The 25,852-nt window shown below is 63.6% G+C and carries 24 protein-coding genes; 14 read left to right on the top strand and 10 right to left on the bottom strand.

What is annotated here, in order from left to right; genetic code table 11:
- The first annotated feature begins 124 nt into the window (after positions 1 to 124).
- Complete coding sequence (locus JQ624_RS00845) at positions 125 to 616, top strand: Fur family transcriptional regulator (protein WP_212416938.1); 492 nt, start codon at positions 125 to 127, stop codon at positions 614 to 616.
- 34 nt (positions 617 to 650) lie between these two features.
- Positions 651 to 1,589 (top strand): DMT family transporter, encoded by a 939-nt coding sequence (locus JQ624_RS00840; protein WP_212416937.1) that lies wholly within the window; start codon positions 651 to 653, stop codon positions 1,587 to 1,589.
- Positions 1,590 to 1,636: 47 nt separating this feature from the next.
- Here JQ624_RS00840 and JQ624_RS00835 read toward each other — a convergent pair whose 3' ends face one another.
- Positions 1,637 to 2,512: a sulfurtransferase gene (locus JQ624_RS00835; protein WP_212416936.1), complete on the bottom strand. Its 876-nt coding sequence runs from the start codon at positions 2,510 to 2,512 to the stop codon at positions 1,637 to 1,639.
- A gap of 268 nt (positions 2,513 to 2,780) precedes the next feature.
- Between JQ624_RS00835 and ispG the strand changes: the two genes are divergently transcribed.
- The 4 genes from ispG to JQ624_RS00815 all read left to right on the top strand — a co-directional run bounded on the left by ispG (position 2,781) and on the right by JQ624_RS00815 (position 8,328).
- Complete coding sequence (ispG, locus tag JQ624_RS00830) at positions 2,781 to 4,067, top strand: flavodoxin-dependent (E)-4-hydroxy-3-methylbut-2-enyl-diphosphate synthase (protein ID WP_212416935.1); 1,287 nt, start codon at positions 2,781 to 2,783, stop codon at positions 4,065 to 4,067.
- Positions 4,068 to 4,269: 202 nt separating this feature from the next.
- On the top strand, positions 4,270 to 5,163 hold the full coding sequence (locus JQ624_RS00825) for a TauD/TfdA family dioxygenase (RefSeq protein ID WP_212416934.1): 894 nt from the start codon (positions 4,270 to 4,272) through the stop codon (positions 5,161 to 5,163).
- Positions 5,164 to 5,357: 194 nt separating this feature from the next.
- On the top strand, positions 5,358 to 6,863 hold the full coding sequence (locus JQ624_RS00820) for a toll/interleukin-1 receptor domain-containing protein (RefSeq protein ID WP_212416933.1): 1,506 nt from the start codon (positions 5,358 to 5,360) through the stop codon (positions 6,861 to 6,863).
- A gap of 124 nt (positions 6,864 to 6,987) precedes the next feature.
- Complete coding sequence (locus JQ624_RS00815; protein ID WP_212416932.1) at positions 6,988 to 8,328, top strand: Rieske 2Fe-2S domain-containing protein; 1,341 nt, start codon at positions 6,988 to 6,990, stop codon at positions 8,326 to 8,328.
- A 164-nt stretch (positions 8,329 to 8,492) separates the two neighbouring features.
- Here JQ624_RS00815 and JQ624_RS00810 read toward each other — a convergent pair whose 3' ends face one another.
- Positions 8,493 to 10,100 (bottom strand): Na+/H+ antiporter, encoded by a 1,608-nt coding sequence (locus tag JQ624_RS00810; RefSeq protein ID WP_212416931.1) that lies wholly within the window; start codon positions 10,098 to 10,100, stop codon positions 8,493 to 8,495.
- 189 nt (positions 10,101 to 10,289) lie between these two features.
- Between JQ624_RS00810 and JQ624_RS00805 the strand changes: the two genes are divergently transcribed.
- Entirely contained in the window at positions 10,290 to 11,651 is a 1,362-nt protein-coding gene (locus JQ624_RS00805; protein ID WP_212416930.1) for an NAD(P)/FAD-dependent oxidoreductase, read from the top strand.
- A gap of 7 nt (positions 11,652 to 11,658) precedes the next feature.
- Here JQ624_RS00805 and JQ624_RS00800 read toward each other — a convergent pair whose 3' ends face one another.
- Positions 11,659 to 12,033, bottom strand: a complete 375-nt coding sequence (locus JQ624_RS00800) for a nuclear transport factor 2 family protein (protein WP_108512509.1) — start codon at positions 12,031 to 12,033, stop codon at positions 11,659 to 11,661.
- 102 nt (positions 12,034 to 12,135) lie between these two features.
- Between JQ624_RS00800 and JQ624_RS00795 the strand changes: the two genes are divergently transcribed.
- Positions 12,136 to 12,564 carry a GFA family protein gene (locus JQ624_RS00795; RefSeq protein WP_212416929.1) on the top strand — a complete coding sequence of 143 codons (429 nt, stop codon included), beginning with the start codon at positions 12,136 to 12,138 and terminating at the stop codon, positions 12,562 to 12,564.
- A gap of 240 nt (positions 12,565 to 12,804) precedes the next feature.
- Entirely contained in the window at positions 12,805 to 14,565 is a 1,761-nt protein-coding gene (locus JQ624_RS00790; protein WP_212417429.1) for a caspase family protein, read from the top strand.
- Positions 14,566 to 14,653: 88 nt separating this feature from the next.
- Here the strand turns inward: JQ624_RS00790 and JQ624_RS00785 are convergent, their stop codons facing one another.
- Together JQ624_RS00785 and JQ624_RS00780 are read right to left on the bottom strand one after the other, a co-directional pair.
- Positions 14,654 to 15,334 carry a DUF1345 domain-containing protein gene (locus JQ624_RS00785; RefSeq protein WP_212416928.1) on the bottom strand — a complete coding sequence of 227 codons (681 nt, stop codon included), beginning with the start codon at positions 15,332 to 15,334 and terminating at the stop codon, positions 14,654 to 14,656.
- A 17-nt stretch (positions 15,335 to 15,351) separates the two neighbouring features.
- Positions 15,352 to 16,272, bottom strand: a complete 921-nt coding sequence (locus JQ624_RS00780; protein ID WP_212416927.1) for a polyprenyl synthetase family protein — start codon at positions 16,270 to 16,272, stop codon at positions 15,352 to 15,354.
- A gap of 178 nt (positions 16,273 to 16,450) precedes the next feature.
- Here JQ624_RS00780 and mtgA point away from each other — a divergent pair, with 178 nt between their 5' ends.
- The 3 genes from mtgA to JQ624_RS00765 all read left to right on the top strand — a co-directional run bounded on the left by mtgA (position 16,451) and on the right by JQ624_RS00765 (position 18,281).
- Complete coding sequence (mtgA, locus tag JQ624_RS00775; RefSeq protein ID WP_212417428.1) at positions 16,451 to 17,122, top strand: monofunctional biosynthetic peptidoglycan transglycosylase; 672 nt, start codon at positions 16,451 to 16,453, stop codon at positions 17,120 to 17,122.
- A gap of 151 nt (positions 17,123 to 17,273) precedes the next feature.
- The gene (rpmF, locus tag JQ624_RS00770; protein WP_028347701.1) at positions 17,274 to 17,456 is read left to right on the top strand and encodes a 50S ribosomal protein L32; all 183 of its coding nucleotides are present in this window, start codon (positions 17,274 to 17,276) and stop codon (positions 17,454 to 17,456) included.
- Positions 17,457 to 17,591: 135 nt separating this feature from the next.
- Positions 17,592 to 18,281 carry a hypothetical protein gene (locus JQ624_RS00765; protein ID WP_212416926.1) on the top strand — a complete coding sequence of 230 codons (690 nt, stop codon included), beginning with the start codon at positions 17,592 to 17,594 and terminating at the stop codon, positions 18,279 to 18,281.
- Positions 18,282 to 18,337: 56 nt separating this feature from the next.
- On the opposite strand, the gene JQ624_RS00760 is transcribed toward JQ624_RS00765, so the two are convergent.
- Complete coding sequence (locus JQ624_RS00760) at positions 18,338 to 18,622, bottom strand: hypothetical protein (RefSeq protein WP_212416925.1); 285 nt, start codon at positions 18,620 to 18,622, stop codon at positions 18,338 to 18,340.
- Between the two features lie 233 nt (positions 18,623 to 18,855).
- Here JQ624_RS00760 and JQ624_RS00755 point away from each other — a divergent pair, with 233 nt between their 5' ends.
- A complete protein-coding gene (locus JQ624_RS00755) occupies positions 18,856 to 20,547 on the top strand; it encodes a bifunctional diguanylate cyclase/phosphodiesterase (protein ID WP_212416924.1) in 1,692 nt (563 codons plus the stop codon).
- A gap of 28 nt (positions 20,548 to 20,575) precedes the next feature.
- Here the strand turns inward: JQ624_RS00755 and JQ624_RS00750 are convergent, their stop codons facing one another.
- The 4 genes from JQ624_RS00750 to phaR all read right to left on the bottom strand — a co-directional run bounded on the left by JQ624_RS00750 (position 20,576) and on the right by phaR (position 24,360).
- Positions 20,576 to 21,289, bottom strand: a complete 714-nt coding sequence (locus JQ624_RS00750; protein WP_212416923.1) for an ABC transporter ATP-binding protein — start codon at positions 21,287 to 21,289, stop codon at positions 20,576 to 20,578.
- Entirely contained in the window at positions 21,286 to 22,521 is a 1,236-nt protein-coding gene (locus JQ624_RS00745) for an ABC transporter permease (RefSeq protein ID WP_212416922.1), read from the bottom strand. Before JQ624_RS00745 ends, JQ624_RS00750 begins: the two co-directional genes overlap by 4 nt.
- Complete coding sequence (locus tag JQ624_RS00740) at positions 22,518 to 23,594, bottom strand: efflux RND transporter periplasmic adaptor subunit (protein ID WP_249129222.1); 1,077 nt, start codon at positions 23,592 to 23,594, stop codon at positions 22,518 to 22,520. Before JQ624_RS00740 ends, JQ624_RS00745 begins: the two co-directional genes overlap by 4 nt.
- Positions 23,595 to 23,760: 166 nt before the next feature.
- Positions 23,761 to 24,360, bottom strand: a complete 600-nt coding sequence (phaR, locus tag JQ624_RS00735) for a polyhydroxyalkanoate synthesis repressor PhaR (RefSeq protein WP_212416920.1) — start codon at positions 24,358 to 24,360, stop codon at positions 23,761 to 23,763.
- Positions 24,361 to 24,664: 304 nt separating this feature from the next.
- Between phaR and JQ624_RS00730 the strand changes: the two genes are divergently transcribed.
- The gene (locus JQ624_RS00730) at positions 24,665 to 25,843 is read left to right on the top strand and encodes an acetyl-CoA C-acetyltransferase (RefSeq protein ID WP_212416919.1); all 1,179 of its coding nucleotides are present in this window, start codon (positions 24,665 to 24,667) and stop codon (positions 25,841 to 25,843) included.
- Positions 25,844 to 25,852: the final 9 nt, after the last annotated feature.

Raw genomic sequence — 25,852 nt, 5'->3', positions numbered from 1 at the left:
TAAGCTTGCTTATGAATTCTGCATGGCGAGTTAACAATGGCCTGATCCGCTTCCAGCACATGGCTGGGAACCAACGGGTGGCCGGGCTTTGGGATTGGCCGCCAAACTGCTACAAAAGTCCGAGATGACCCTGACAAAGCCGACATTTCCCGCGCCCGACCACGATCACGGCCGCTGCACTGCGGAAGCGATCGCGCATGCGGAAGAGGTCTGCGCACGGCGGGCGCAGAAATTCACGCCGATCCGGCGCCAGGTGCTGCAGGCGCTGTTGTCGAGCCACCGTCCGCTCGGCGCCTATGAGGTGATCGACGAACTCGCCAAGTCGATACCGCGGCCGGCGCCGATCACGGTCTACCGCGCGCTCGACTTTTTGATGGAAAACGGCCTCGTTCACAGAATCGAGAGCCGCAACGCTTTCCTCGCCTGCGCGCATGATCATGCTCATGACGAGACCTCGATGGTGGCGTTCCTGATCTGCGATCATTGCGGCTCGGTCGGCGAAATTCCCGCGGCCCCCGTGGCGCAAAGCCTCAATGCGGCGGCGCGCGCGTCGGGTTTCGCGCCAAAGCTCTCCGTCGTCGAGATCGCGGGCACCTGCGCTCACTGTCAAAAATAACAAGAAGGCGGCGCCAGGCCGGCCATGAGGATCGATGTCTTCCAAACCAGCAGGACCTTCCGCCGGGCGTGCGCTCACCCCGGGCGCCATCGCCTTGATGCTGATGCTGTGCCTGAGTTGGGGCTTCAACCAGATCGCGGTGAAGCTGGTGTTGCCGGACGTGCCGCCGATGCTGCAGGCATTGAGCCGCTCTATCGGCGCGCTGCCGGTGTTGCTCGCGATCGGCTGGTTTCGCGGGGTGAAATTCTTCGAGCGCGACGGGACGCTGTGGTCCGGCGTGAGCGCGGGCCTGATCTTCGGTATCGAATTCGTGCTGATCTATCGCGGCCTGCAGCTGACATCGGCGTCGCGGGCCGTGGTGTTTCTGTATACGGCGCCATTCTTCGTCGCGCTCGGCTCGTATGTCTTTCTCGGCGAGCGGCTGCGGGCGCCGCAATGGGGCGGTCTGGCTTTGAGTTTCGCCGGGGTCGCGCTGGCGATTGGCGTCCCCCAGGCCAATGTCGACGCGAAGGTCTTGCTGGGCGACCTCCTGATCGTCGCCGGCGGCGCGCTCTGGGCGACCACGACGCTGATCGTCAAGACTACCGCGCTGATCAAGGCGCCTGCGGAAAAGGGGCTCGGCTATCAGGTGGCGCTGTCGATCCCGATTCTCGCTGCTGCCGCCTGGATATCGGACGAAACCATCACCCACGTTCCCGGGCCGCTGTCGCTGGCGCTGCTGGCCTATCAGGCGTTCTGGGTGGTGGGTCTGACGTTCCTGCTGTGGTTCGCGCTGGTGAAGACCTACTCAGCCAGCAAGCTGTCAGCCTTCACCTTCGTCACGCCACTGTTCGGCGTCGCCGCCAGCTATTTCATCCTGAACGATACGCTGACGATTGCCTTCGGCGTCGCCGCGCTGCTTGTCATCGCCGGGCTCTATCTCGTGAACAAGCCGGATCCGAAGGTGGTGCCGGATCCGAACCTGCCGGCGTGACTCTTCGTCGCTATCGCTCCTCGCTATGACGCCGAGAGATATCGGTTTCAACCCGTCTCGATCGGCAGCGACGCATCCTTTGCCCATTCGCCCATCGAGCCATCGTAGAGCGTGAGGTTGTCGTAGCCGAGCCGGTAGAGCAGGAATAGGTCGATCGTCGCCGAGATGCCGCCACCGCAATAGGCGACCACGCGCTTGTCTTTCGTAATGCCCTGCGCCTTGAATTTTGCTTCGGCTTCCGCAAGCGGGATGAAGGCCTTGGTCTGGGGATCGAGCAGCGTCGCGGCCGAGACGTTGCAGCTGCCGGGCACGCGGCCGGCCCGGCCGTAGCGGCTTGGCTCCAGGCCCTTGTGGAATTGCGGACCGAGTGCGTTGACGACGACGGTGCCCCGTTCGGAAGTGGCCGCGAGTGTTTCGTGCTTGTCGACGAAAAATCCGTCCCTCGGTTTTGCCGTGAATGTGGCCGGCGGATATCCCTTCGCCGATCCGGTTTCGAGCGCGCGGCCTTCGAGCTTCCATTTGTCGAGCCCGCCGTCGAGCACCGCGGCGTTCTCGAAGCCGAGCGATGTGAGCATCCACCAGAACCGCGTCGCCCACATCGGCGAGCCGATGCTGTACAACACCACCCGGTTTCCGTTGGATACGCCGTGACGGCCGAACGCAGCTTCGAGATGCGCAACATCCGGCATCATGAAGCGAAGCTCGGTATTGGGATCGGAGAACTCGCCCTGCAGATCGAGAAAATCCGCCCCCGGAATACGCCCGGCCTCGAACGTGTGCCGTCCGGGCACGGCAAGGTAGGGAAGGTTGCTGCCTGCGGGCGCTGGTTCGAGATAGGTGGTGCAGTCGAACAGGCGCAGATCGGGCTGGTGTAAAATTCCAGCGAGTTCCGCCGTGGTGATGAGCCCGTTGCGCCCCGACATTGTTGGCCTCCCGTTATTTTGAGGCCGATGCTAGGGCCCGCATCGGGCTATGAAAAGGCGGCCGGGAAGGGTGCTCGCCCTTTCAATTCGGCGATTCCTGTCCAATATAGCGGATAACGGAAGTCGCGGTATTACTGCCCTGCTTCCGGCCGCCGTGACCGGCCTAAGCTATTGAATATACAATGCAAAAATCCGAAGCGTGACGGGGCGCACAGACCTTTCGCGCCCCCCTTGGTGAATGTCATCAAAACCTGATATTCGAGGCCCCATGAACAAGCCCGAACTAATTCCGCAAGACGACGTCGCTGGCCCCCGCGCCCGGCATAAAACCACCCAAGTCATGGTCGGCAATGTCGCCGTCGGCGGGGGGGCGCCGATCGTCGTGCAGTCGATGACCAATACCGACACCGCCGATGTCGAAGGCACGATCGCACAGGTCGCGGCGCTGTCGCGCGCCGGATCGGAAATGGTGCGCATCACCGTCGATCGCGAGGAGGCGGCCGCCGCCGTTCCGCATATCCGCGACGGCCTGCGCAAGCGCGGCATCACCACGCCCCTGATCGGCGACTTCCACTATATCGGCCACAAGCTGCTCGCCGAATATCCGGCCTGCGCCGAGGCGCTCGACAAATACCGCATCAATCCCGGCAATGTCGGCTTCAAGAACAAGCGCGACACCCAGTTCGCTGACATCATCGAGATCGCCAACAAGAACAACAAGCCGGTCCGCATCGGCGCCAACTGGGGTTCGCTCGACCAGGAGCTGCTGACCAAGCTGATGGACGAGAACACGGCGTCAGCAAACCCGCGCGACGCGCGCGCGGTGACCCGCGAAGCCATGGTGCAGTCGGCCTTGCTGTCGGCGGCCCGCGCCCAAGAGCTCGGCATGCCGAAGAACCGCATGATCCTGTCGGCGAAGGTTTCCGCCGTGCAGGACCTGATCGCGGTCTATCAGACGCTTGCCTCGCGCTCGGATTATGCGATCCATCTTGGCCTCACCGAGGCCGGCATGGGATCGAAGGGCATCGTGGCGTCGTCCGCGGCGCTCGGCATCCTGCTGCAGGACGGCATCGGCGACACCATCCGCATTTCGCTGACCCCCGAGCCCGGCGGCGACCGCACGCTGGAAGTTCAGGTCGCGCAGGAATTGCTGCAGACCATGGGCTTCCGCACCTTCGTGCCGCTGGTCGCGGCATGCCCGGGCTGCGGCCGCACCACCTCGACCACCTTCCAGGAGCTGGCGCGCTCGATCCAGGATTTCATCCGCGAGGAAATGCCGGGCTGGAAAACGCAATATCCCGGCGTCGAGACGCTCAACGTCGCTGTCATGGGCTGCATCGTCAACGGCCCTGGCGAATCCAAGCACGCCAATATCGGCATCTCCTTGCCCGGTACCGGCGAAGCGCCGGCTGCCCCTGTCTTCGTCGACGGCAAGAAGTTCCGCACCCTGCGCGGGCCGACCATCGCCGCCGACTTCAAGGCGCTGGTGATCGATTATATCGACCAGCGCTATGGCGCAGGCGCCAAGGCGCCGGAGACGACGGCGGCGGAGTAATATTTCTCTGTCGTCCCCGCGAACGCGGGGACCCATAGCCACAGGATTTCGTGGTTATGCCGCGCTGTAGCTCCAGCCCGTACAACAACAACCTCTTGTGGTTATGGGTCCCTGCGTTCGCAGGGACGACGAGCCACGTGCATTGCACTTCGTATCGCCTGAGCTACGATGATCCCAATCAAGAACGATTGGGAGAACGCCCATGTCTTCGCTGTCCGGCAAACAGGGACCGCGTTATCGCCACCTCGCCGCTGAAGCCGAACCTTACGAGACCATTGCTGTCGAAAAACTCACGCCGATCATCGGCGCGGAGATATCAGGCGTCGACATCGGCAAGCTCGTATCGGACGACACGCGCTCCAATCGCCAAATGGATGAAATCCATCGCGCGCTCGCCGAAAATCTCGTGATTTTCTTTCGCGACCAGCACATCACCCCGCAGCAGCACCTCGCGTTCGGGCGCAAGTTTGGCGAATTGCATGTGCATCCGGCTGCGCCCAACGAGGGCGACCCGGCGCTGATGAGGATCTACGCCGACAAGGATTCCCCGCGCGCCAATGGAGAGGGCTGGCACACCGACGTCTCCTGCGACGTCGAGCCACCGATGGGCTCGATCCTCTATATCAGGCGATGCCCGCCGCGCGGCGGCGACACGCTGTTCGCCAATATGTACGCCGCCTACGAGGCGCTATCGGACCGCATGAAGACCTATCTCGACGGGCTGACCGCGCTGCATGACGGCGAGCAGACCTATCGCGGGCTCTACGCCAATTATGGCGTCGCCGACCGCCCGGAATATCCGCGCGCCGAACACCCGGTGGTGCGCACGCACCCCGTCACGGGCAAGAAGGCGCTCTACGTCAACCGCGGCTTCACCCGCTTCATCATCGGCATCCCGCGCGACGAGAGCGATGCCATGCTGGCCTATCTGTACCAGCACGCGGAGAACCCGCTGTTCCAGTGCCGCTTCCGCTGGACCGAACACGCCATCGCGTTCTGGGACAACCGCTGCGCCCAACACCGCGCGATGTGGGATTATTGGCCGCACACAAGATCAGGCACGCGCGTCACCGTGAAAGGGGAAAGGCCGGTGTGAAGATGGCGCGCCGCGTGCGGCCTAGCGTCGCCATCTCGTGATCCCGGCCCCTCTTCGCCACATAAAATTCTCCTCTGTGAACTGCGTTACATTTGCCGGTGGCGCGCGCCGGTTAGGCTCGCCCCATACGCAACCATCCGTTGCAAGAGGTGTCTATCGATCCAACCCAAAGCGATATTTTTCGGGGGTGCGAAATGGCAGAAGAACGGCTCCACGTATTCATCAGTTATTCTTCCGAGGATCGGGATCTCGCCACCGCGATCGCTGAAGAGCTGCGGCGCGCTTTCAATCCCACCATTCTCAAGCTGACCATTGACGTCGAATTCTCGCTTGGCTCGAACTGGCGTGAGCGGCTGAAGGCCGATCTTGACGACACCGACATTCTGCTGGTCGTTGCCACCGGCAAACAAAAAGTGAGCCATTCGTTCACCGGCTTCGAAGTCGGCTATTTCGATGCCTCGATTTCGCATTCGCCGAAGATGGAGCATTTCCCGACCCAGGACCGGATCATGATTCCGATCGCCGTTTTCACCAAAACGCCGGAGACCATGTCCGACATTCAGGCGCTGCAGATCAATGCACCGTTCGAACCGATGGTCGTGGACCCGGCCGCCCTGAAAAATCCGGCGAGCCCGGCAGGCGGGACCAACATCGCCATGAAGAAAACTCCGATATTCAAGCTGTTCAAGCGCATCCAGGGCATCATCAATCACTCGATCCAGCTTTCCGAGGAAGAGCTCGAGGCTTTCAATGCACAATTGCTCGAGTCCTCCGCGCGCCTCCTTAACGTCATTCATCTTGAGTTGCAGAAGCGCGTCTATCAGGAGAATTTTCCTGAACGCAAGATCGTCGTTCGCACCAGCCTCGCGGCGGGCCGTCCCGGCCATGTGGACGCCTTGTCTGATGCAACCGTCGAATTCTTCGGGCGGTTCGATTCGTTCGGATTTCAGACGCCGCAAGGGGGGCCAGTTCCCTGGTCCCAGTTCGCCGAGAATATCGGAGAGGAAGACATCGCCCGCTGCTGGACTTCCACCATTCAAATGCTGGTGTCGGCTGCCATGCGCGGCGATTTCCGGGACAACCGGCAGGTCGTCACCTCGCAGGAAAAGGACCGTGCGTTCAGAATGTTCGTCGCGCGAAGCGTCATCTATTACAGCGGCGTACGCGAATTTCACATCTACATCGTCGAGATCAGATACAAGGATTACGGTGATCCGACCACAACGATGCTGCTGAAGGCGATTTCCATCGGGCTGCAGTATCGCTTCATGTTCCTTGAAGGCAAGACGAGCGAATTTTCGCCGAATAGCTTCAATGCGACATTGCAGCCAGGTCTGCGTGGAAAAATTGCCGAGATGATCCAGCAACTGGATTACCTGCTGTGGTACAGCCAGGACGCCGGCTTGAACGAGCCCGAAAGCATTCTTCAAATCCTGGGTGATCTGCCGACTGGCGAGATCGACAGGAAGTCGAGAATCTGGGAGGAACAGAAAAGCAAGCTTTATGCGGCCGCGCATAAAATGCTTGCGACCGACGACGCGCAGCTTTTGCAAAACAAGGTCGAGTTCGTAACCGTGCTGCAGGCCTTCTGTGACAGCACGCGCGTTCTAAATGAAGATTTCACCTCCAAGGTCCTGCTGGCGCTTGGCCGGATCGTCTCGGGCGAGCAACCGAAGGTCGGGCTGAACGCAGCGGCGTGACGGCGCTACCCGCTGGACCAAAGACAAGTGGGGCCGCGCGTCGCGGCCCCGCAAGACACGTTGACGCCTAGTCGCGTCTGCGCCAATCTCCGGGAAAAGCAAAACAAGAACCCGGAGGCCCCCCATGCTCCGCGCAGAAGACAACAAATTCCTCACCGAGAGTGGACCGGGAACAGGCATGGGCGAGTTGCTGCGCCGGTTCTGGATCCCCGTGCTGCTGTCAGAGGAATTGCCGGAAGCCGACGGTCCACCGAAGAAGATCGTCGTCATGGGTGAGGAGTTGCTCGCCTTCCGCGACAGCCGCGGCGTCGTCGGCGTCATCGATCAATATTGCCCGCACCGTGGCGCCAATCTCTGGCTTGGGCGCAACGAGGAATGCGGCATCCGCTGCGTCTATCACGGCTGGAAGTTCGATACCGACGGGCGCTGCGTCGACATGCCGACCTCCTATCCCGACCTCAACGCAAAAGACCTGATCCGCATCAAGTCCTATCCGGTGCGCGAATGGGGCGACATGATCTGGGCCTATATGGGCCCGGCCGAGGAGATGCCCGAACTGCCTGATCTGGAAATGGCGCTGGTGCCGGCCTCGCACCGTTATGTCTCGAAGAAATGGCAGGACTGCAACTGGGTGCAGGCGCTGGAAGGCTCGATCGACACCGCGCATTTCACCTTCGCGCATCTCTCCTTCGAGAAGGAAGAGAACGAGATCCTCGACATCAAGAAGCACTTTGTGAATCCGTTGACGCGGGTCGCGACCGATCACATGCGATGGATCGCCGAAGACCCGCGCCCGGTGATCAGGATCAATCCGCACGAGGCCGGCCTGACTGTCGCGGGCGGCCGGTTGACTGGCTCCGACAACATCTACTGGCGCATCGCCCAGTTTTTGATGCCGGTTCACGCCTATGCGCCGAGTTCGATGCCGGGTGAGAATATTTTCGGCCAGAGCTTTGTTCCAGTGACGGATACCAATTGCTGGATCTTCACCTATGCCTGGAATCCGGAACGCCCGCTGACACAGGCCGAGCGCGACGGCTACGCCCGCGGCAACGGCGTGATGGCCGTGGTCGACGAGAATTATGTTCCGCTGCGTAACAAGTCGAACGATTATCTGATCGATCGCAAGCTGCAGAAGACCCATAGCTACACCGGCATCAAGGGCGTGTCCGAACAGGACGCCGCCGTGCAGGACAGCCAGGGACCGATCGCCGACCGCACCCGCGAACATCTCGGCCCGACCGATCTCGGCATCCTGCATTTCCGCAAGCTGGTGATGGATGCCGCCCGCGCGCTGCAGAAGGGCGAGGCGCCGCCGCACGTCAAGCACCAGGATCGCTATGCGGTGCGCTCCGGCGCCTGCGTCACCAGCAAGGCCAAGGACCTCGCCGCGGTCATGATCGAGCGGTTCGGCGACGCGGCCGGCTATGTCGGTCGTCCCGGCAGGAGCGCGGCGGCGGAGTAGGCTGAACTCCAACCATCGTCATTGCGAGCCAACGGGTCGTGCCCGCCCGATGACAGGCTCCGCGAAGCAATCCATCTCACGGGCGACGAAACAAAGGATGGATTGCTTCGTCGCCTCGCTCCCTTGCGCAAATGCTTCGCGTTTGTCGCAGGCAATGACGACCTTTATAGCGGGATCTTTCGATACTCCCGGTTGCTGAGACTCGCTTCCTCCAGATCGAGGTCGCGCTCGATCCGCCGCCTGGTTTCGTCGGTGATCCTGCCGTCGCGCAGCAGGGCGTGGATGAATTTCCGTTCGGCTGCGATCAGCTCGCGCGTCAGGGCGGTGCCGGCCGCCGAGACATCGTGGGCGTCGGGATCGAGCACGTCGGGGAGCTGGTTGCTGCGGACCTCGTGCCGCGCGCGCAGCAGCTTGACGACTTCGTCGGAAAGTTCGCGGTCGTCGGTGATGGCGTCGAGCGATTTGAGCGCCGCATCGAGCGCCTCGCGGCGCGCCGCGATCTCGGCTTCATGCTCCGCCAGATGTTCGGTGCGGCCGTCCCTGGTGACGCCGAGCCATCGCGCCACCGGCGGCAATCCCAGCCCCAGTCCCACCAGCGTGATGAAGATGACACCGAAGGCCACGAACAGGATCATGTCGCGGTGGGGAAAGGCCTCGCCGCCCGGCAGCGCGAACGGCAGCGCCAGCGCCGCAGCCAGCGACACCGCGCCGCGTACCCCGGTGAAGGCGACCACGAACACGGCCTGCCAGGAGGGCGACGGATCGCGGTCGCGCGTTCGCCTGCTGAGCAGCCGCGGCAGATAGGTTGCGGGATAGACCCAGGCAAAGCGCGCGACGATGACGATGACAGCAACCAGCGCGGTGGTGAGCAGGATGTCCTGCAGCGGAAACGCCTTCGATTTCTCGAACAAAAGCCGCATCTGGAATCCGGTCAGCAGGAACAGCAGGCCCTCGACCAGAAAAATGACGAGGTCCCAGAAGAAAATGCCCTGCAGCCGGGTCGCGGACGAGATGAAGAGCGGCCCGTTCCAGCTGATGTAGAGGCCGCAAGCGACCGTCGCGATCACGCCGGAGCCGCCGAGATGTTCGGGAATCCAGTAGGCGAGATAGGGGGTAATCAGCGACAGCGTGATCTCGACCTGCGGATCCCGCGCGCGGTGCCGGGCGCGCAGGGATAGCCAGCCCACCGCCACGCCGAACAGGATCTCGCAGACGACGATCGCCGCGAACGCGCCTGTCGCCTTCGGCAATGAGAACAATCCGGTCGAAATGGCTGCCACCGCGAACCGGTAGAGGATCAGCGCGGTGGCGTCGTTGGCGAGCCCCTCGCCCTCGAGCACGACGAGGATGCGGCGCGGCATGCCGAGCTTGCGGGCAATCGCCAGCGGCGCCACCACGTCCGGCGGCGCGACGATGGCTCCGAGCAGAAAGCCTGTGCCCCAGGGCAGGCCGATCAGGTAATGCGTTGCCGCGGCAACCGCAAAGGCGGTGAAGATCACGCAGCCGACCGATAGCAGGATGATCGGGCGGAGGTTGGATTTGAACTCGCGCCAGCTCATGGCGACGCTGGCCGAATAAATCAGCGGCGGCAGTACCACAAGCAGCACCAGTTCAGGCGGCAATTCCACCGCCGGCATGCCCGGCACGAAGGCAAGCGCGATGCCGGCGAGCAGCAGCAGGATGGCCGGCGCGATATTGATTCGGCGCGCCAGCAGCGCGGTCCCTGCCAGCACGGCGAGCAGGATCAAAAAGATCTGAAACCTGGCCTCCATGATCGCCCCCATTCGCAGGGAAAAACCGCGAGGTCAATGCGCAAGCGCGCGTGCTCACGGATGACGGGCGACGCGGTTTCAGGCCGTCCCTGACAAATTTGTGACGTCAGCATCACAACCCGCCCGATCATTCGCGCGTACCAGCGAAGACCCTGTGGGCTGCAGGCGAAAGAGAGCGGGAGTATTGCGATGAAACATATTGGTCAGCATGCCATTGTGATTGGCGCCAGCATGGGTGGTTTGCTGGCCGCGCGTGCGCTGTCGGATTTCTACGCCGTCGTCACGGTGCTGGAGCGCGATGCGTTTCCACAGTCGGATATTCCGCGCAAGGGCGTGCCGCAGGGGCGGCATGCGCATGGCCTGCTGGCGCGGGGCCGAAACGTCATCGAGAATTTCTTCCCGGGCTGGACCGATGAGGTCGTCGCCAGCGGCGGTGTCAGGGGCGACATTGCCGGCGACGTGAACTGGATCGGCCATGGTGTCACGATCAAATCGGCACCGAGCGATCTGGTCGGCTTGCTGGCCGCCCGTCCGGTGCTGGAAGGTCACGTGCGCCGCCGCCTGATGGCGTTGCCGAATGTGCGCGTGATCGAGAATTGCGCCGTGCAGGAGCTGATCGCCGACGATGGCAGGGCGACGATCAAGGGCGTGCGCGCCAGAATTGGCAGCGGCGCCGAGCACAGCATCACCGCCGATCTCGTGGTCGATGCGTCCGGCCGCGGCTCGTCGAGCCCGGCCTGGCTCGAGAGCTTCGGTTTCGCCAAGCCGGAAGAAGAGCGGATCGAGATCGGAATCGGCTACACCACGCGCCTCTATCGCCGCCGCCCGACCGATCTCGGCGGCAAGCTTGCGGTCGTAGTCGCTGGCAGCGGGCCGAACTGGCGCAACGGCGTGGTCCTGTACCAGGCCGAGGACCGCTGGATCGTATCGATTGGCGGCTATTTCGGCGACCATGCCCCCGACGACGACCAGTTGTTCGCCGCCTATGCCGGATCATTGCCGACATCAGACATCTACGACATCGTGGCCCATGCCGAGCCGCTCGGCGATTTCGTCCGCTATCGCTATCCGGCGAACTTGAGGCGGCGTTACGAGCGGCTGGCGGAATTTCCAAAAGCCTATCTGGTGTTCGGCGACGCCTTGTGCAGCTTTAATCCGGTCTACGGCCAAGGCATGACAGTGGCGGCGCAGGAAGCGATGCTGTTGCGCGAATGCCTTGATGCCGGCGCGGCCGATCTGGCGCGGCGCTTCTTCGCCCGCGCCGCGGCCGTGATCGATACGCCCTGGGACATTGCCGTCGGCAACGACCTGCGGCATCCGAAGGTCGAGGGGCCGCGCCCGGCGAAGGTGCGCTTCATCAACTGGTATATCGGCAAGCTGCACATGGCCGCGCGTTACGATGCAAGGCTGGCGACCGCCTTTCTCGAAGTCGCCAATCTGGAGGCGCCGCCGACGCGGCTGCTGCAACCGGCCGTCGTGATGCGCGTGATCCGGGGCAACCTTGGCCGCAGCGGCGGCACGGAGGCTGCGCCGGCGGGGGCGCAAGCCTGAATGGATATTACTCGCGCAAATCGTAGCGGTAGGATTTCGAGACGATCTTCCAGCCGTCGCGCAGTTTCATCGCCACCAGATAATCGGTGAAATAGCGCGGCGGCAATTGGCAGCGTACCTTGATGAAGGCGGTCTGATCGTCGGAGCGGTCGATCGTGACGATGAAATCCTCGCGCGGCTTGCCTTCAGCCTTGGCTGAAGGGCGCTTGCGCACGCGATCGAGCCAGTCCGGTACGGTCAGCACCTGCAACTCGCCCTTCTCCAGCCAACGCAAATCGGCGGTGGGGTCAAAGATCGCGCCGAGCTTGTCGGCATCGCCCTCATACAGGCCATCGAAATAGTTCTTCACCACGGCTTCGACGGTCGATCGGTCGTGACTCACGGCGGTTCCTCCCGGCGAAAAGAAAATTTGTTCGAACTGAATTAAGCCACGAACCGCTTCATTGCGCTAGGCTGACCTCATCACGGTTGCGAGGAGTTGCAGGTGGCGGGTTCAACAAGATCGAATGCTCGCATTCTTGCCGGAGAATGCTATTGCCGTGCGGTCAGCTACGCCGTGGCTGACGAATTCGGCTACGCCTTGAACTGCCATTGCTCGAATTGTCGGCGCGCCACCGGTGCGGCGTTCAAGCCGTTCGCCGGCATCGCGCGCGACAAATTCAGCGTCACCAAGGGCGAGGACGATCTCATGATCTATGGCGACGAGGCCGGCCACGACGCGCATTGCCGGAAATGCGGCTCGCTGCTCTATTCGGTGGTGCGTGAAGGCGCTTTCGTCCATGTCGCCATGGGCACGCTGGTCGACGATCCCTCGATCCGACCGACCGCTCACATCTTTGTCGGCTCCAAGGCATCGTGGTTCGCGATCACGGATGACCTGCCGCAATACCGGGAGCATGTCGTGCCGCGTTGAGCGGCTCACGCTGCTCCGGGAATAGATGCTCGTCGCCGGAGGTTTATATCTGGACGGGAACCCGGCGGAAAAGGGGACCGGCCATGGCCGAACCGACGGGCCGCTGGCCCGACTAAGGATATAGCGAGGGCACAATTCACGTCAGCGTGGATCGTGACTTAACTCACAAAGCCGGGCTGTGGCTTCTGGTAGGCAGGTCGGTGTGGTAAAAAGGTACAAGGCTCCGGAGGAGTCATGATGATGTCAGGATCGCTAAAATTGCGCCAATGGGCGCTTGCAGCCGCCGCCTTCCTGCTGGTGAGCGAGCCGGCCTTTGCCGAAAAGCGCGTGGCGCTGGTGCTCGGCAATTCCAACTACCAGAATGTCGCGCCGCTGGCCAATCCGGTTAACGACAGTGCCAAGATCGCGTCGACGCTAAAGGACGCCGGCTTCGACGTCGTCGATTCCCGCCGCGACTTGCCGGCGGCCGAGACCCGTCGCGCGCTGCGCGATTTCGCCGATCGTGCCCGCGATGCCGATATCGCGGTGGTCTATTACGCCGGCCACGGCATCGAGGTGGATGGCGGGAACTACCTGATCCCGGTCGATGCGCGGCTGGAACGCGACACCGACATCTATGACGAGGGCCTCTCGCTCGACCGCATCCTGATCGCGATCGAGCCGGCCAAAAAACTCCGCCTGGTGATTCTCGACGCCTGCCGCGACAATCCGTTCGCCCGGACCATGAAGCGCACGGTCGCTTCGCGCGCGATCGGGCAGGGCCTGGCCAAGGTCGAACCGACCAGCCCGAACGTCCTGATCGCCTATTCGGCCAAGGCCGGGTCCACCGCGGCCGACGGTGACGGCAAGAACAGCCCGTTCACGGCGGCGCTGTCGCACCATCTGACGAAGCCGGGGCTCGACGTGCGCCGCGCGTTCGGTTTTGTCCGCGATGAGGTGCTCAAGACCACCAACAATCGACAGGAACCCTTTGTGTATGGGTCGCTCGGCGGTGAAGACGTGCCGCTGGTGCCGGCGCCTCGCCCGGCGGCGGCCCCTGCGGCACCCGCCCCCAGCGCGCAGGCCGAAGCCCGCCGCGATTACGAACTCGCCCTGCAGATCGGCAACAAGAGCGCGCTCAACGCCTTCCTCGCGCAATATCCCGATGGCTTCTACGCCAGCCTTGCCAAGCTTCAGCTCGACAAGATCGCCGCCGAGGAAACGCGCGTCGCCGCGACTGAAAAAGCGCGGCTGGCCGAGCAGGAGCGGGCGCGGCTCGCCGCCGAGGGCGCCCAGAAGTCGCAGCAGGTAAAAGCCGAAGCGGAAGCCAAAGCCGCCGAGCAGGCGCGCATCGCGGCTGAAAAGGCCAAGCAGGTGGCGCAGGACCAGGCGGCCGCGGCCGAACAGAAGCGCGCCACCGCCGAAAGCGCCGCCGCCGACAATGCGTCCGCTCCAGCTCCGGCTGACAAGGCGGTGAACGTTGCCGCGCTCGCCGCGGGGCCGCCGCAAGCCGACGTAACCAAGTCGGTGCAGGACGAACTGCGCCGCGTCGGCTGCCTGACCGGCAGCGCCGATGGCAACTGGAACAGCGCCTCGCAGCGGTCGCTGACGCAGTTCAACCGCTATGCCGGAACCAGGCTCGACACCAAGGTCGCCAGCGTCGATACGCTCGATACGATCAAGCTGAAATCATCACGGGTGTGCCCGCTGGTCTGCGAACACGGCTTCCGGGCCGATGGCGAACGCTGCACCAAGATCACCTGTGCCGAAGGCTCGTTCCTCAACGACGACAATGAATGCGAGAAGCGCCGCGCCAAAAAGCCGGTGGCAAGGCGCGACAGGCCGGAAGCAAGGCGCGTTCCCGAAGCAAGGCAAGTTCCGGAACCCAAGCAAGTTATCGTCAGGCGTTCTCAAACACCGACTGGTCCAGGGCTGTCGTCCACAGGCCGGCCGCTTACCGGCCAGGAACGTGCGCTGGGTTGCAACTCATACCAGGCCATAATGTCGGGAGTGTGCCCATAGCAACAGCCGCGTGTTATCGAACACGCTGGGGCCGGGCTCATCTCTGTCTTGACTGTGTGGACCGATCCAAGGCCGGGCCGACAGGGAGTCAGATCGCACTCCCGGCAATATTGACCATTAACGCGATCAGCGCGGTGTTGAAGACGAACGAGATGATGCCGTGCACGGTCGCGGTGCGGCGGATGCCCCTGTCGGTGATGCCAACGTCGGAAACCTGCGCGGTCATGCCGATCACGAACGAGAAATAGACGAAGTCCCAGTAATCGGCCTCGACATGCGTGTCGCCGCTCGGAAATTGCAGGCCGCCGGGCTTGCCGGCGCGGTAGAACTCGTGCGCGTAGTGCAGCGAGAAGGCGGTGTGAACGGTCGCCCATGACAGCACGATCGTCACCGTGGCCAGGATCAGCCCGGCCGGGTTGCCCTTCGAAGCGCCGAGCTCGATCACGATGGCGGCGAGGCTCGCAAAGGCGCCGAGCGCGGTCAACAGCAGCAACAGGAAACGCCCGTCGTCCTGCAACACCGCACTGCGCCTTATGTGGGCGACGTCACAGCGCAGCATCATGATATAGGCGAGCACGAGGTACAGTGCGGTGAATACGTCCCAGCCGACGACAAGCCGCGTCGGCAGCCGCAGCGTGCCGGGCAGCAACAGGAACGCGATGACGCCAACCGCGAGCGCGATGAAAGTGCGTGGCCTCCCGTAAACCACGCGAACCGGCAGCGGCAGATTGCGGAACCGAACAAGGTGCTCTTCGAATTCCTTGCTCATCCGCTGCCTTTACTGCCCTAGTTCTTGCGCTCCGCGACGAACCGTGCGGCTGCCCGCAATACGTCGCCCTTCGCCCCGAAGATCGAAAGTGCTGAATCGGCGCGCGCCAGCAGATCGCGCACGCGCTGCTTGGCGCCGTCAATACCGAGCTGGGTGACGAAGGTGGTCTTGCCGAGCGCCGCATCCTGCCCGGTCTGCTTGCCGAGCGCCGCGGCGTCGCCCTCGACGTCGAGCAGATCGTCGGCGATCTGGAAGGCCTCGCCAAGCGCGCGGCCGTAATCGTCGAGCGCCTGGTATTCCTTCTGCGAGGATTGGCCGAGGATCGCACCTGCGATGCAGCCATAACGCAACAGCGCGCCGGTCTTCATCTGCTGCACCCGTGCCACGTCGACCGGTTCGCGGTCGCCGAACCGCCCCTCGCCCGCGAGGTCCAGGATCTGGCCGCCGACCATGCCGCCGATGCCGGAGGCGCGCGCCAGCGCCCGCGTCAGCAATAGGCGCACGGTGGCGTCCTTATGGATCTCGTCACGGGTGACGATGTCGAACGCCAGTGTCAACAGTCCGTCGCCGGCGAGGATCGCGGTGGCGTCGTCGGTATTCTTGTGCAGGGTGGGCCGGCCGCGGCGCAGGTCGCTGTTGTCCATCGCCGGCAGGTCGTCATGGATCAGGGAATAGCAATGGATGCATTCCAGTGCCGCGCCGACCAAAAGGGCGGCCTCGCGCGGAACACCGAACACGGCCGAGCTTTCGACCACCAGAAAAGGGCGCAGTCGCTTTCCACCGTTGAGGCTGGAATAGCGCATGGCGTCCATCAGCCGCTTCGGACGTGCGATCTCGTCCGGCAAGAGCGTGTCGGAGAGCAGCTTTGCCAGCAGCGCTTCGGTATCGTCCGCGGTCTGGTCCAGGCGTTTGGCAAAATCGGCGGTGGCGGTCGTCATTAAGAATAGCTCCAGATCAAATTTGGCCCGGACAATCGTTGATGGCAAAGGCTTCGTCAATTCCATGACGTCCGTCACAAAAGCGCTGGAAAACTCCCGAAATATCATGGAGATGTCACGTGGGTGGGGCCTGTTCACCGGCCCCGGGCCGGCCTGGGCTGAACCGGAAGCATCCAATTTGCGCATTGTCCGAATTTTGCTGCTGATCCTGCTCGCGGTGCTGTTGCTGCCTTATCTGGTGACGCCGTTCTACCGAACCGGCCATCCGGTGTCGGCGCTGATGGTCTGGCGCTGGCTCAAGGGCGCGCCGGTGTCCCGGCAATGGGTCGATTTCAACGCGATGTCGCCCTACCTGCCGCGATCGGTGGTGGGCTCCGAAGACGCCAAATTCTGCAGCCATCGCGGGGTCGATTGGGGCGCGTTGCAGGATGCGATCGACGATGCCGAGGACGGTGAGCCCGCCCGCGGAGGCTCGACCATCACCCAGCAGGTGGCCAAGAATCTGTTCCTGTGGCCGGGCCGCAGCGTGGTCCGCAAGGCGCTGGAACTGCCGCTGGCGATGTGGATCGATCTCATGCTGCCCAAGCAGCGGGTCCTGGAAATCTACCTCAACATCGCCGAGCTCGGCCCGTCCGGGCAGTTCGGGGCGGAGGCCGGGTCGATGTATGCGTTCGGCCGCTCGGCCGCGACGCTTTCGGCGCGCGAGGCCGCCTTGCTGGCGGCGATCCTGCCCAATCCTGTCAGGCGCAGCGCCCGCAATCCCGGCCCCGGGGTACGCCGTCTGGCCGGGACCTATATGGCGCGGGCGGGCGCAATACAGCGCTGCTGGAGCGAAAATCGTGCTTTTTGAGCCAATTTTCGGCCCCTTTAACCGCAAGCTGGCCTAGCTTTACGCCATCCCATCCTCTATAAGCGCGGCCTTATCGGCATCGCAGGCCGCGCGCAGCGCTGGGCCGTCCGGTTTTGGACGATGCCTCCGACAACACCCCTAGAGGACCGTTATGGCCGTTCCCAGAAGAAAAACATCGCCCTCGCGGCGTGGCATGCGCCGCTCGGCGGACGCGCTGAAGAAGCCGACCTATGCCGAGGACAAGGATTCCGGCGAACTGCGCCGTCCGCACCACCTCGACCTGAAGACCGGCATGTACAAGGGCCGGCAGGTGCTGAAAAAGAAGGAATCCTGATCGGGTTCGGGGGATAAGGCGCCGCTTTTCGCGGCGTCTGCCCGAATTTGGCCAACGAGTGGGCCAACGGTTCCACACGGTGAAGCGAGGCTTCGCCCGGGGACATTCCGGTTTTCCTAGCAAGGCGCGATACCCATGGTCGGTTTTCCGCTGCTTCTGATTCCGCTCGCGATCTACAACATCATCGTCTTCCTGATGCCCGGCGTTTCGTTCACCGATCCGCTGGATCTCAAGCTGACGTTGATGTCGGGTGCGGAATGGACGGTGACGCTGAGCGACATGCTCCTTACGCTCGCCATCCTGTTGCTGCTGGCCGAAGTCATCAAGGGCGCGCGCCCGGGTGCGAAATATCTGACCGACCACCTGCTGTCGCTGATCGTGTTCGGGGCGGCGGCGGCCGAATTCCTGCTGTGGCCGAAGTTCGGCACCTCGACCTATTTCCTGATGACGGTGCTGTCGCTGGTGGATTTCCTCTCCGGCCTCGCCTTGCGAACGCGGCGCCGTGTCGTTGCGGTAGCGGCCGCGCCTGCGCCAAAAGGCGCGGAAAAAGTCGAGGCTCCGGCGGCCGCGCCCGAACCTGAACCCGCGCCGGCGGCACCACCCGCGCCTGCTGCGCCGTCGGTACCGGCGGCAACATCTGTCGCCGAATCCGTGCTGCAGGATCACCCCGAACCGAAACCGGCACAGCCCGCCGTCGCGCCCGAGGCGGCCTCGCCGAAAACGCCTTCCCTGGAAGCATCGTCACCGGAAGTCCCGTCGCCGGGAATACAGCCGGGCAGCGGCCCCCAGCCCTCGCCGGACAAGCCGGATACGCCTCAACGCTGATTCATAGCGTTTTCCAGCGAGGTGGAAACGGTTCTGATTCCATCAGAACCGAAGCTCTAAATGATTTGTCGCGTCCGGAAGCCGGTGCAGCAACGCCGGATCTGGCTGGCGCCGTAGGCCGTCTGCGCATCCGCCAGCGAAGCCCGCCGCAGGCTGCGGGTTTGCGGCGCCCGGTCGGCGGTCGCGATCAGCTGCGCGACGAAGGTTGGATCGGGCCGCGGCGCCGGTCTCGGCGACCAGTGCACGGACTGGGTCACCGGCACCAGCTCGGCGCCGGCCGGCTCGTCGAGGTTGACGAACTCGCCGTCCAAGATTTCGTCTGATCGATCGGTATCCAGCATCGCACACCGTAACCGGCTAAACTGTCACGTTTTGGGACGTTACGCCCCCACTGCGATCTGACCTCGCAAGGCCTATGCCGCTTCCTCCCGTTTCGTTCCCGCCAGGCCCGGGAAGTCCGTGAAACGTGGTTTCCGGATTATTTATGAACTTGGCCTAGCCTTGCGCTCGATAGCGCCACTATCCTCAAGGCCATGGGAATCACCCCGGCGGTGTCCCGAATCGAGGCGTCCTGATGCTCCCTGTCCCGCAAGCCTCCAGCATCCTTGCCTCGCTAGGTCAGGCGGCCTTCCTCTGGGACCTGACAGCGGACACCATCGTCTGGAGCGACAATGCCGGCGCGGTCTTCACCGATATTCCGGCGGAGGCGCTGGCCAGCGGTTCCGCCTTCGCCAGGCTGATCGAGCCCTCCCGTTCGGTCCGGACGGAGGCGCTCGCTCGATCGGCGCCGGCGCGGGGCGGCGAAGGCGTCGCCTACCGGATCGAATATGGCGTACGGGCCGCGGCCTCCGCGCCCTTGATCTGGATCGAGGAGACCGGTTGCTGGTTTGCAGGGCCCGACGGTACGCCGGTGCGGGCGCAAGGCATCGTCCGTGTCAACAACGAGCGCCACGCCCGCGACGAACAGCTCATGCGGCTTTCGCGGCACGACCCGCTGACCGGTGAACTCAATCGCACCCATCTCGTCGCGGCGCTGGCGGAAACCATCGAAGAAACCATGCGTTTGCGATCGTCCTCCGCCTTCATGCTGATCGGCATCGATCATCTGGCGCGCGTCAACGACGCCTTTGGCTTCGACGTAGCGGACGCCGTGATCGCCGAGGTCGGAAAACGCGTCCGCGCCAAGCTGCGCGGTGGCGACGTGCTCGGCCGGTTCTCCGGCAACAAGTTCGGGCTGATCTTGCGGAACTGCACCGTCGACGACACCAATACCGCGGCCGAGCGCTTTCTGGCAGGGATCCGCGACACGGTGATCCCGACCAAATCCGGCCCGGTCTCGGTGACGGCCTCGATCGGCGCGATCACCATCCCGCGCTATGCCCGCAATGCCGATGAAGCCATCAATCGCGCCCAGGAAACACTCGATGGCGCCAAGCGCCGCCGCGCCGGATCGTTCGCGCTGTGGCGTCCGAATGTCGAACGCGATGCCCAGCGCCGCGTCAACATCCGCGTCACCGACGAGATCGTCACCGCGCTCAACGAGCGCCGGATCGTCGCGGCGTTCGAGCCGGTGGTCGAAGCACGCTCGCGGCAGCCGGCGTTCTATGAGTGCCTGGTGCGGATGGAGCAGGCGGATGGGCAGGCGCTGCTGGCACCCGATATCGTTCCGGTCGCTGAGCGATTGGGCCTGATCCGGCTGGTCGACCACCGCGTGCTGGAACTCGCGGTTGCCGAACTTGCGGCGTCGCCGAACGTGCGGCTCAGCCTCAATATTTCGCCCGACACCACCATGGACCCGGACTGGTGGACTTCGATCGAATCGCTGATGCAGGCGCATCCCGGCGCCGGCGAGCGGCTGATCGTCGAAATCACCGAGACGGTTGCGATCCAGGATATCGACGACATCAGAGGCTTCATCACGCGACTGAAAAATTTCGGCAGCCAGATCGCGATCGACGATTTCGGCGCCGGCTACACTTCATTCCGGAATTTGCGCAAGCTCGGCGTCGATATCGTGAAGATCGACGGCGCCTTCGTGCAGAACATCGCACGCTCCGCGGACGATCGCGCCTTCGTGCATACCCTGATCGATCTGGCGAATCGCCTGCAGATCAAGACGGTGGCGGAATGGGTGCAGGACGAGGAAGCCGCCGTGATGCTGCGCGAATGGGGCTGCGATTACATCCAGGGCCGCCTGATCGGGCTGGCGTCGCCGGATCGGCCGTGGGCCACGCAGACTGAGACGGTATTGCCGGCGGCGGGCTGATCGCTGGCACGACGGGATCGGGCGCGCGTCAGGCCGGGGCGTGGCCGTCGGCCGCAGCCGTCGCATCCTTTTGCACCTGGCCGTCGACCACGTGAATGCGGCGATGCATCTGCGCAGCGAGATTGAGATCGTGGGTGACTGCGACCACGGTCTTGCCGTCCAGCGCGACCAGGTCGCGGAGGATGCCAAACACCTGCGCGGTGGAAACGGAATCGAGGCTCCCGGTCGGCTCGTCCGCGAGAATGACCGGCGGATCGTTGGCGAGCGCCCGGGCGACCGCGACCCGCTGGCGCTGACCGCCGGATAGCTGGTCCGGTGTCTTGCGGCGATGGTCGCCCAGTCCGAGCGATCCCAGCAATTCCTCGGCGCGCGTCAGGATCGCCCGGGGCGACAAGCGTCCCTGGGCGCGCATCGGCAACGCGACATTCTCGGTGATGCTGAATTCCGGAAGCAGAAAGTGGAACTGAAACACAAAGCCAAGCCGGGCGAGCCGAACCTCGGCCCGCTCGTCTTCCGTCATGGCCGTGGTAGAGCGGCCGTCGATCAGGACGTCGCCGTCGGTCGGCAGGTCCAGCAGTCCCAGCAAATACAGCAATGAGGATTTTCCGGAGCCGGACGGGCCGGTGATGGCAATAAACTCTCGCGGCATGATCTTGAGATCGATATCCCGGACCAGCGTCACCGGCACGACGCCGCCGAGGATCTTGGTCACGCGTCGCGCCTCAATCAGCGGCATGCTCATGTCGCGCCCCTGATGATGTCGACGGGATGAACGCGTGCCGCGGCGCGGGCCGGGAAATAACCCGCAACGAAACTCGACGCCAGCGCCACGGCGGTGGCGAGCAGATAGTGCTTCACCGAATAGATAACGGGCAGATGGTTGTAGTCGGAAAACGGCGTCTTGAATTCAAGTGAGGCGAGGCCGCGGGTCAGGAGATAACCGAATATCCAGCCGAGCGCCGCGCCGACGAGTCCAACCAGCAGAGCCTCGCAAATGAAGATTGTCCGGATGGTACGATCCCGGAAGCCAAGCGATTTCAGAATCGCGATGTCTCGGGTCTTTTCATGGGTGATCGTGGAGATGATGTTGTAGGTGCCGAAGCTCGCCACCAGCAGGATGGCGCCGACGATGGTGTACATCAGCACGTTTCGTACCGTGATGGCCGAGAGCAGGTCCTCCTGGGCTTCCTGCCAGGAGATTGACCGATACCCGGTCTGTTCGCCGATGCGCTCGCTGATCAGGCGCGCCTCCATCGGGTCCCGCGTGCGGACGCGGATTTCGTTGACGACGCCGGTCTGCTTTTCCAGAACCTGCGCGGTCTTCAGCAGGACATAGCCGGTGGTTTCGTCCGTCATCCGGAACCCGGAATGGAACGTGCCGACCACGGTGGCGCTCATGTTGGCGCCCTCGGCGGAGGCAAGCGTGATGTTGGAATTGACGCGCGCGCCGATCTTGCTCGCCAGCCGGTCGCCGAGCAGAATGGCATTGGACGCCCGATAGAGCGAATGCAGCGAGCCCTGCCGCATGTGGGTGGCCAGGTTGGAGACTTCCGCTTCAGTTCGGGGATCAATGCCGACGATCGAAACGGTGATGTTGCGGCCGGCAAAGCGCAGCACCGCCTTTGACTGCACCGAGGGCGTCAGTGCGCCGGGCACCCAGGTCTGCAGCGAGGCGATCGTGGCCATCGGGTTCTTGATGCCCGGGCGGCGCACCTCCGGCGTCAGGCCATGGAATTCCGCCGCCGCGTAACGGATGTCGGCCGGTTGCCGGTTCGGTTCGCGCAGCTCATCCGTCACCGAAATATGAGGCAAGGCATTGACCAGAGTCTGGATGAAATCGTCCTGCGAGCCTTCCATCATGGCCGCCATCATGATGGAAAAGCCGACCCCGGTCATGACGCCGGCGATCGCCACAAGGGTCTGGCGGGCGCGGTAGCGGACGTGGGTCCAGGCAATGGTCAGGATCAGGTTCACGGTGCCGACGACTCCACTGGCGTCGCGCGGACCCGGGAACCGTTCTTGATGTTGGCGGTCGCCGGCGAGGCGACCGATTCTCCTTCGCTCGCGCCCTGCAGGATTTCCACAAAGCCAGTGCCGCGGATGCCGATCTCGACCTTGCGCAGCCGTGCGCGGCCGTCCTCGATCGCGAACAGGCTGTTGTGGACCACGGCGTTGGCCGGGACGAGAACGGCGTCAGGTTTTTCGCGGCTGATGATGTTGGCTTCGACGCTCATGCCGACCCGCAGCGGCGTATCGTCGGGCAAGCCGATCCTGACGCGAAACGTCTTCGATACGGGATCGCCGGCCGGCGTAATCTGCTTGACGGTGCCGGGCAACACCTGACCTGCGAACGCATCGGTACGCAGCAACGCGTTCTGGCCGACCTTGACCCGGGGAATGTCCTCCTCGTTGACGTCGGCGACAACCCATAACGGCTTTTCCAGCCCGATGCGGTAAAGGATCGTGCCGGGTTCGACCATGTCCCCGACCTCGCCGTCCTCCTTGAGAACGGTTCCATCCATCGGCGACACCAGCTTGTAATATTCGAGCCGCTGCGCCTGTGCCGCGATCTGCGCCTTGATGCGTGCCAGGTCGCTCTCGGCCTTCTGGAACGCCTGCGAGGTTGCCACGCCACGCGATAGCAGTTGCGACTGGCGGTCGAATTCGCGCTGTTGAAAATCCTCCAGCGCATGCAGGTCGTTCAGCGTCGCCAGCGCTTCCTTGTCGTCAAGACGGGCAAGGAGATCGCCGCGTTTGACGGTCTTGCCCTCGCATCGGCAGCGCTCGATGATCCGGCCGCGAACCAGCGGTGTCGAACGCGACCATGTCTCGGGCTCGACCGCGCCGGTCGCGTAAACGATTTCAGCAGCCGCGCCACGCGTGACGCGGGCAACCGTAATCGCAGGCCCTCGCAGCAGCCACCACCCGATGGCGAGCCCCGCAGCCGCGATCAGGATCGCAGCCGCGAGCGTCCACGAAAGTCGCCGGTTTTTTTCAGGTGGCAGCCCCGCCGGGGCCGCGGTCGAGTCGATAGCCGCAACGCGCATATCCATATGCACATTGTGGCTGCGGCAGGGCTTTCCCGCTTGATTCAGGTCAATGGGAAAGCCAAATCTCTTTACGATCCGGCGGACCGGAGTCGCGACGATGGTTGCGCGGGCGACGGAAGAAGCCGGGCCTGCACGTCGCCGGTTAGTTGATGCCGCAGGGCGGCTATTCTTCCTTCTTCGGCTCTTTCGACATGCGCTCGAGGCGTTCCTGCATGTCCTTCATCTGGCGGCGAAGGTCGTCGATATTGTCTTCGTCCGGCGCCGGCTCCGGTGCCTTCTCCGGCTCGGACGACGTCGATCCGGCGCGCGGCGGCACGAACGGCTTGAACATCGAGAACGTCTGCTGAAACAATTCCATGTTGCGGCGGACATGTTCCTCGAGCGGCGCAAACGGCGTTCCACTGAAGGTGTTGGTGAGCTGCTTGCGGAATTTTTCCTGTTCGCGCGTCAGCGTGTCGATCGACTGCTCCAGATATTTCGGCACCACCATCTGCATGCTGTCGCCGTAGAAGCGGATCAACTGGCGCAGGAAAGTGGTCGGCAACAGATTCTGTCCGGCCTTGTTTTCCTGTTCGAAGATGATCTGCGCCAGCACCGAGCGGGTGATGTCGTCGCCGGTCTTGGCGTCGTAGACGAGAAAATCCTCGCCATCCTTCACCATCGCCGCGAGATCCTCGAGCGTCACATAGGTGCTGGTGCCGGTATTATAGAGCCGCCGGTTGGCGTATTTCTTGATGGTCGTAGGTTGGTCTGACTTTGCCATAAGCTCACACAATACACCGAGAGCGGGAACCCGACGGCATCGCCGACGGGCAGACGAGCAACGCAACGCAGCAAAGTAAGCATTTTCAATGCGGTTCGGCTACCGTTTTGTGCGGCACGGTTAATTCCAAGGCATGGACGCTGCTATGGAAACCCTCACGGGGATCAATTTGAATGCGCCGCGGCAGGATTTTGGCCCCTGGCCGATTGACATGGATCAACGAGGTTAAGAGGATGAGGTGAGAGACAGGCACGCCATCCGGCCGCCCGCCGTCAAAAAGAAACCTCAACCCCAGGAGATGTCCATGTCAGACGATGTCGTCATCGTCAGCGCCGCCCGCACCCCGGTCGGCAGTTTCAACGGCGCGTTCGCCACCACCCCGGCCCACGACCTCGGCGCCATCGCCATCAAGGCTGCGCTGGAGCGGGCGGGCATCGAGCCGGGCCGCGTCTCCGAAGTCATCATGGGCCAGATCCTGACCGCGGCCCAGGGCCAGAACCCGGCCCGCCAGGCCTCGATCGCCGCCGGCATTCCGGTGGAAAGCCCGGCCTGGGGCGTCAACCAGCTCTGCGGCAGCGGCCTGCGTACGGTAGCGCTGGGTTATCAGGCGCTGCTCAACGGCGATTCCGAAATCGTTGTCGCCGGCGGCCAGGAATCCATGAGCATGGCCCCCCACGCGCAGTATCTGCGCGGCGGCACCAAAATGGGCCCGATCGAGTTCGTCGACACCATGATCAAGGACGGCCTCTGGGACGCCTTCAACGGCTACCACATGGGCAACACCGCCGAGAACGTCGCGCGGCAGTACCAGATCACCCGCGCACAGCAGGACGAGTTCGCGGTTTTCTCGCAGAACAAGGCCGAGGCCGCGCAGAAGGCCGGCAAGTTCAAGGACGAGATCGTCCCCGTCACCATCAAGACCCGCAAGGGCGACATCATCGTCAGCGACGACGAATATCCGCGCCACGGCGCGACCATCGACGCGATGGCAAAGCTGAAGCCGGCCTTCGAGAAGGACGGCACCGTCACCGCCGGCAGCGCGTCCGGCATCAATGACGGCGCCGCCGCCGTGGTGCTGATGACCGCCAGGCAGGCCGCCAAGGAAGGCAAGAAGGTGCTCGGCCGCATCGTGTCGTGGGGCCAGGCCGGCGTCGACCCCAAGATCATGGGCACCGGGCCAATCCCGGCTTCCCGCGCCGCGCTGAAGAAGGCCGGCTGGAACATCGGCGACCTCGACCTGATCGAGGCCAACGAGGCGTTCGCGGCGCAGGCCTGCGCGGTCAACAAGGACCTCGGCTGGGATACCGGCAAGGTCAACGTCAATGGCGGCGCGATCGCGATCGGCCACCCGGTCGGCGCATCCGGCGCACGCGTGCTGGTGACGCTGCTGCACGAGATGCAGAAGCGCGATGCCAAGAAGGGCCTCGCCACGCTGTGCATCGGGGGCGGCATGGGCATCGCGATGTGCATTGCGCGCGACTGAACTAAAGGC

Source organism: Bradyrhizobium sp. AUGA SZCCT0283 (genome assembly GCF_018130385.1).
GTDB lineage: Bacteria > Pseudomonadota > Alphaproteobacteria > Rhizobiales > Xanthobacteraceae > Bradyrhizobium.
This window is presented reverse-complemented; position numbering and strand designations above follow the sequence as displayed.